This is a genomic window from Paenibacillus sp. A3 (assembly GCF_001399685.1).
Classification (GTDB): domain Bacteria; phylum Bacillota; class Bacilli; order Paenibacillales; family NBRC-103111; genus Paenibacillus_G.
In genome coordinates, this window is record NZ_JTHN01000363.1 from 1 (window position 1) to 5,940 (window position 5,940).

The window sequence follows — 5,940 nt, forward strand, 5'->3', positions numbered from 1 at the left end:
TTCAGCTACCGCATCGGCACGATGATCGAAGTGCCGCGGGCCGCCGTTACGGCAGGGGACATTGCGCAGCATGCCGATGTCTTCTCGTTCGGCACGAACGATCTGACGCAGATGACGTTCGGCTACAGCCGGGACGACGCCGAAGGCAAATTTTTGACGCATTACGTGGAGACGAAGTTGCTTCCCGACAATCCGTTCCAAGTGCTGGACCGGGACGGCGTCGGAACGTTGATCGAATGGGCGGTCGAGCGCGGACGCGCCGTGAAGCCGCAGCTCAAGACCGGCATTTGCGGCGAACACGGAGGCGACAAGCAGTCGATCTTCTTCTGCCACGGAGCGGGGCTGGATTATGTCAGCTGCTCGCCATACCGGGTGCCGCTGGCGAGAATCGCCGCTGCGCAAGCGCAGCTGGCGTTGGGCAGCCCCGCTGCACCGGAGACCACTTCGGAAGAACCCGTCACATCGGGACGGAGCGCTTAAGCAGCGATATCACACGCCGCCTGCATAGGCAAGGGTGCAGGCGGCGCTCTTGTGTCTTGTTCCGGAAACACACAGGCATGGAAAATGAAGGAAATGGGTATACTGGGATGCACACAGCTTCCGGTGTAAGATTAGCAATCTATTATTTTAGAAACGGAGTGTAACGAACATGGAAAAAACATTTTTGATGATCAAGCCGGACGGCGTACAGCGGGGGTTGATCGGCAAGCTGGTGCAGCGCTTCGAAGACAAAGGATTTCAGCTCATCGGCTCCAAATTGATGGTGATCACGAAGGAGCAGGCGCAAACCCACTATGCCGAGCATAAGGAAAAACCGTTTTTCGGCGAGCTGGTTCAGTTCATTACCTCCGGTCCGGTTTTTGCGATGGTATGGCAGGGCGATAACGTCATTGCTTTGTCTCGCGCCATGATGGGCAAGACGAATCCGCTGGATGCGGCGCCGGGAACGATCCGCGGCGATTACGCGGTTCATACCGGCAACAACATCATTCACGGTTCTGATTCTCCGGAAAGCGCGGAACGGGAAATCGCCAACTTTTTCAAGCCGGAAGAGCTTCTTGCTTACGACCGGGCGCTGCAAAGCTGGATCTAGTCGTCGGCAACCGTTTTCCTCAAAATGTAAATGAATTGTGATCTTTTGCCCGAAAACCTTCATTAGGGGTTTGAACTTTCCGTGAAAATTTGGTACGTTGAGAAGGTGAGTTCAGATGCTGTCCCCAAAGGAGAGAAAGAAGATGCGAGATCCACGTTTGCAGCAGTTTGCGAGAAACCTGGTACGGTATTCCGTCGACCTTCAGCCGGGTGAGAACATCCTGATTGAAATGATCGGCCTTCGCGATCAGGAATTGACCAAGTGTTTAATAGAAGAGGTGTACGCGGCAGGCGGACATCCGTTCATCGAATTCCGCTATCCCGAAGTTACGCGCAAGCTGATGCTTGGCGGCAGCCAGGAGCTGTACGAGCGGATGGCGGCCATCGAGCTGAACCGCATGAAGCAGATGCAAGCGTACATTGCCGTTCGCAGCGGCGATAATATCACCGAAACGTCCGATGTGCCTGAGGACAAGCTGCGCTTGTTCATGAAGGTGTATCAGCGTCCGGTCGTCGATCAGCGGGTCAATCATACCAAATGGTGCGTGATGCGTTATCCGAATCCGTCGATGGCGCAGCAGGCGAATACGAGCACCGAGGCGTTCGAAGATTTTTATTTCCAAGTGTGCAACCTCGATTACAGCAAAATGTCCGGGGCCATGGACGCGCTTGTCGAGCTGATGAACAAGACGGACAAGGTACGGCTTGTCGGACCGGGTACCGATCTCAGCTTTTCGATCAAGGACATTCCGGCGATCAAATGCGCAGGTCAGAACAATATTCCGGACGGCGAAGTGTTCACTGCGCCGGTGAAGGATTCGGTCAACGGCGTCATCTCTTATAACACTCCGACGATCTATATGGGAACTTCGTTCGAGAATGTCACGCTCCGCTTTGACAACGGCAAGATCGTCGAGGCGACGGCGAACAATACCGCCAAGCTGAACGAAATTTTGGATACCGACGACGGGGCCCGCTTTGTCGGCGAGTTTGCGATCGGCGTCAATCCGTACATACAGCAGCCGATGAAAGACATTTTGTTCGATGAGAAAATCGATGGCAGCATCCACTTTACGCCGGGTAACGCTTACACGGATGCGGATAACGGCAACCGGTCCTCGGTTCACTGGGATATGGTGCTGATCCAGCGTCCGGAATACGGCGGCGGCGAAATTTATTTTGACGATCGTCTGATCCGCAAGGACGGCCGCTTTGTCGTGCCGGAGCTGGAGAAGCTGAATCCCGAGCACCTTAAATAGGCGGAAAGCGAGCGGTTCGCTTTTAGACGGACGCCCGTACGGCCCAAGCTTTCTTCTCATACGATGGAGTACGATTCATCACGGAGAAGAGGTTGGTGCTCATGGATATCCCCGTTACGGGATTCGTGGTTCATTCTGGCGGTGAAGATCCTCATCATGCCCACAGGCTTTATATAACGTCGTGGGACGGCCGACCGGTTCACGTCCATCCTTTCTCGGGAGCGACTACGTACGATGACGGGCATCTTCACTATTATGCCGGCATGACCGAGCCCGCGCCGAGCGGCCCCCGGCATGTTCACGGATATTACGCCGTCACTTCGTTTAACGACGGTCATACCCATACCATGCGCGGGGCGACCGGACCGGCCATCCCGCTGTCCGGCGGAGGACACTATCACTACTTCGAAGGATATACGACTGTGAACGGCGCTAGACCGCACGCCCATGCCTACAGAGGCAACACCGGCAACGAGGTATAACCAAAAAAACGCATGTTCCGATACAAAAGCGGAGCAGGCGTTTTTTTTTGATGCAGATAAGCTTGTAAATCCTGCGCGCATTGACATCGAACCCGCCATTATATAAACTAGATGAGAACCAGTTTATTCGACAGGCAGGAGGATATTGCGATGCCGAAAAAGCCCAGCCGCACGACATTTCATAAGCGTCTGGATCATATGGTCGCCCAACTCAGGGAAGATATCGTCAGCGGCAAGCTCTCCGTCGGGGAGCACCTGCCGTCCGAGGTGGAGCTCGGCAAGCAGTACCAGCTCAGCAAAAATTCGGTCCGCAAAGGGCTGGATATGCTGGTGGACGAGCAGTTGATCGAGAAGGTGCCGAGGGTCGGCAACCGGGTCAGCAGCCCCGCGGTTCAAGGAAGCGTTACGATCAAGCTGGGGTATTACACCTCCGTTATGGAACAGATGGACTTGAACCGGCTGCTGTCGGATTTTCATGTGGCTTATGCGCATATCCGGGTGCAGACGGTAGCCCTTCCTTACGATAACTACGCGCAGGCGATCGAAGAATATATGAAGGGCGGCATGGTCGACGTATTTACGATCAACCATACCGATTATCAGCTTGTGGTCGACAGCGGCCGGCAGGAGTGGCTGGAGCCCATGAGCCCGCCCGCCGGCCAGTACCCGTTTCTGCAGAGCGCCTTCAAACATCGCGACCGGTACTTGGCGCTGCCGTTCGCGTTTTCCCCGGTTGTGCTGTGCTATAACCGCGATCACTTTGCCGACAAAGGGCTGGAGGAGCCGGACAGCGGCTGGACGTGGGACGATTTGACCGAAACGGCGCAGAAGCTCGCAGATGAGCGGGGGCGGTTCGGGTTTTATTTTTATTTCTTGTCGCAGAACCGATGGCCGGTATTTTTACTGCAAAGCGGGGACTCGGTCCGGTACGACGCGCAGGGTCGTCCGTCGTTTTGCGGGACGAAGCTGATGGAAGGCTTGCGCAAATGCCGCGAGCTCGTCGATAAGGAAGGCGTGTTCCCGCGGTTTGCGGCGGAGAACGATGCCGACGCGGAAGCGCTGTTCCTTCAGGAAAAAGTGTCGATGATCATGACGACCTATTTCAGCTTGAACGATATCCGGGAGGCGGGGTTTTCTTTCGACGTGGCGCCGCTGCCGTACCTGAACGAGCCGAGGACGCTTCTGCTCTCGGTTGCGCTCGGGATGAACCGCCATTCGGAGCAAAAGGAAGCGGCGCGAACGCTGGTCGATTACCTGCTGGGAGAAGCGGCTCAACTGACGATGCGTCAAAATACCTTCAGCATTCCGAGTCTGAAGAAGGCCGCGGAGTGGCGTGGGAAGGGAGCGGTCAAGCATCCGTCGCGCTACCCCATGTACCGCGAAATTATTCCGTCGTTCCGTTGGACGACGGACATTCATCTGAACACAAGGCAGGTGGAGGCGATGCACCGGGAGCTGAAGTGGTTCTGGTCCCGGATGGAAGAGGAAGATACGATTTGCCGTCGGCTCGAAGAGGCGTTGTCCTGAGGAGCCGCACGGCTTTTCTTTTTTCTGCAGGCTATGGCGTTCGGACCACGCTCCTGCAATTTTTTTGCCGGGACGGTTGACAGCGCTTTCCGATGTCGTTATAGTATAAATAAATACCAGATATGATCTAGAAGGCGATAGAAATCATTGTAACATGATCTGGATCATTATTGGTTCTTATGGCTGAAAGGGGGACGGCTCGTCCGTCAAAAGAAAGCAGTGTCAATCGTCGATCAAAGTCCAGTGGGTCCGAAACAAGTCATGGATTCGTCAGTTCAGTCTACAAGCGAGGAGGGTCTCATCTATGACCAAACGTGCATTATCGATGATGCTGCCGGCTGTGCTTTCGCTGGGCATCGTATTGTCCGGCTGCGGCTCGGATTCTTCAGGCAGTCCTGACAATGCAGCCGCTCCAAGCGCGGCCGGGGATAAGGTCGCCGGAGAAATTACCGTATGGGGGCATCCGTACGTCGGCGACGACAAGAAGGAGCAGCTCAAAGCGTTCTGGAACGATACGATCGCCGCGTTCAAGCAGAAATATCCCGACGTGAAAGTGAACTACGAAGAGATTCCGTGGAAAAACCGGGAGCAAAAAATTTTGACTGCGCTTGCCGCCGGGTCCGGTCCGGACGTCTTCTATCAGCTTCCGGATCAAATTCCGCAGTTTGCCGGCAATAATGCGCTGGAGCCGCTTGACGCCTACAATAAGGACATCAAAACAGACGATTTCAGCAAAGGAGCGTTAGCCGGTGCAACTTATCAAGGCAAATTGTATGCGCTTCCGATACTGCAGGAGGTCCAGACGCTGATCTATAACCCGGACGTGGTCAAGGCGATCGGCGAAGATCCGGCCAAACTTCCGACGACCTGGGACGAATTCGACCGCTGGGCCGAGAAGGCGAAGGCCAAAGGCTACTATGCACGCAACTTCGAAGGCGGCGCGGGCTGCTGTAATGCGACGCTGTATCCTTTGCTGTGGCAGAGCGGCGGTAATGTGACGGACGACGGAGGCAGCATTATTTTGAACAATGACAAAGGCGTGCAGGCGTTGGAGTATGTGAAGAAAATGTACGACAACGGCTGGATTCCGAAGGACTCGATCTCCAACGATAACCAGTTCCCCGAATTTTTGTCCGGCAAAATGCTGGCGGTCTGGGGGCAAGGCTCGACGCTGACGACGCTGAAAGCGCAGAAAAAACCGTACGTCATCGGGCCGCCGCTGAAAAAGGAGAAGCAGGCAAGCTTCGGCACGGTAGGCATGTTCGTTGTCTCGAAAACGAGCAAAAATAAAGCCGCTGCCGTGGAATTCGCCAAATTCCTCACGAATACGGACACGGCCAAGGCGTTCAATAAATGGACCGGTTATTTGCCCGTGCGCAAATCGGCCGGCGACATCTATAACGATGACCAAGACATGAAGGAATTTATGAAGTACGCGGATCTGACGATACTCGGAATCTCCCATCCGGCTGCCCGCGGGTTTATGCCCAAGATTCAAGCGGAGATCGGCGCGATGCTGGAAGGCAAGAAGACGCCGAAGCAAGCGGCCGATGCCGCCGCCGAAGCGCTTAAGCTCGACG

General features: G+C 55.1%; 6 protein-coding genes. All 6 read left to right on the top strand.

The features are described 5' to 3' along the window. A partial coding sequence (locus QJ48_RS34595) for a putative PEP-binding protein (RefSeq protein ID WP_054977785.1) occupies positions 1-480 on the top strand: 480 nt, incomplete at its 5' end. 169 nt (positions 481-649) lie between these two features. Continuing rightward, positions 650-1,093 (top strand): nucleoside-diphosphate kinase, encoded by a 444-nt coding sequence (gene ndk, locus QJ48_RS34600; protein WP_054977786.1) that lies wholly within the window; start codon positions 650-652, stop codon positions 1,091-1,093. Between the two features lie 142 nt (positions 1,094-1,235). Continuing rightward, positions 1,236-2,351 (top strand): aminopeptidase, encoded by a 1,116-nt coding sequence (locus tag QJ48_RS34605; protein WP_054977787.1) that lies wholly within the window; start codon positions 1,236-1,238, stop codon positions 2,349-2,351. A 101-nt stretch (positions 2,352-2,452) separates the two neighbouring features. Next, complete coding sequence (locus QJ48_RS34610; protein WP_054977788.1) at positions 2,453-2,833, top strand: YmaF family protein; 381 nt, start codon at positions 2,453-2,455, stop codon at positions 2,831-2,833. A gap of 150 nt (positions 2,834-2,983) precedes the next feature. Then, a complete protein-coding gene (locus QJ48_RS34615; protein WP_054977789.1) occupies positions 2,984-4,360 on the top strand; it encodes an extracellular solute-binding protein in 1,377 nt (458 codons plus the stop codon). Positions 4,361-4,664: 304 nt separating this feature from the next. Beyond that, on the top strand, positions 4,665-5,940 hold a 1,276-nt coding region (locus QJ48_RS34620; protein ID WP_054977790.1), incomplete at its 3' end, for an extracellular solute-binding protein.

What these genes read in the sequence shown, in the direction of transcription:
- QJ48_RS34605 (WP_054977787.1), top strand. Translation starts at nt 1,236, where the DNA reads ATGCGAGATCCACGTTTGCAGCAGTTTGCGAGAAACCTGGTACGGTAT.
- QJ48_RS34615 (WP_054977789.1), top strand. Translation starts at nt 2,984, where the DNA reads ATGCCGAAAAAGCCCAGCCGCACGACATTTCATAAGCGTCTGGATCAT.
- QJ48_RS34610 (WP_054977788.1), top strand. Translation starts at nt 2,453, where the DNA reads ATGGATATCCCCGTTACGGGATTCGTGGTTCATTCTGGCGGTGAAGAT.
- ndk (WP_054977786.1), top strand. Translation starts at nt 650, where the DNA reads ATGGAAAAAACATTTTTGATGATCAAGCCGGACGGCGTACAGCGGGGG.